The organism is Ruegeria sp. AG7, assembly GCF_056541545.1.
The window spans coordinates 1-584 of record NZ_JBQFYP010000059.1; the positions used below are offsets into that span (position 1 = coordinate 1).

Sequence of the window (584 nt, forward strand, 5' to 3'; positions counted from 1 at the left end):
TGTCTGACGTCAGCGCCTACCGGACAGATTTAGGGGTTTGAGCAACGGAGGATTTCTGGTTCATCGAAGCCATTATGGAGCGAAGATGAATAAGAAATCCGGAACATCAAAGGATGCGGCTGACAAGCTGGTCCGAGGCATCAAACGCAAGACACGCAAGCATTACTCTGCTGAAGAGAAGATCAGGGTCGTGTTGGCAGGGCTGCGTGGTGAAGAGAGTATCGCTGCGCTTTGCCGCCGTGAGGGGATTGCCGAGAGCCTGTATTATTCCTGGTCGAAGGAATTCCTTGAAGCTGGGAAGAACCGTCTGGCGGGTGATACAGCACGACAGGCGACATCACCTCAGGTTAAGGAACTACGGTCGGAATCCGCAGCCTTGAAAGAGGTCGTCGCGGAGCTGACTCTTGAGAACAGATTGCTCAAAAAAAGCATGATCGGGGATGGGGAGGACGACGCATGAGATATCCCGCCTCCGAGAAGCTTGAGATCATCCGCACTGTGGAAGCCTCGCATTTGTCGGTGAAGCAAACGCTGGCGATGCTCGGCATCCCCAGCAGTACCTACTACGATTGGTATGCGCGCTG

At 54.1% G+C, this 584-nt stretch carries 1 pseudogene; it reads left to right on the plus strand.

Annotated features, from left to right (window positions below):
• Positions 1-85: 85 nt before the first annotated feature.
• A pseudogene (locus ACR0BF_RS20355) lies at positions 86-584 on the plus strand (transposase); the annotation flags it as partial.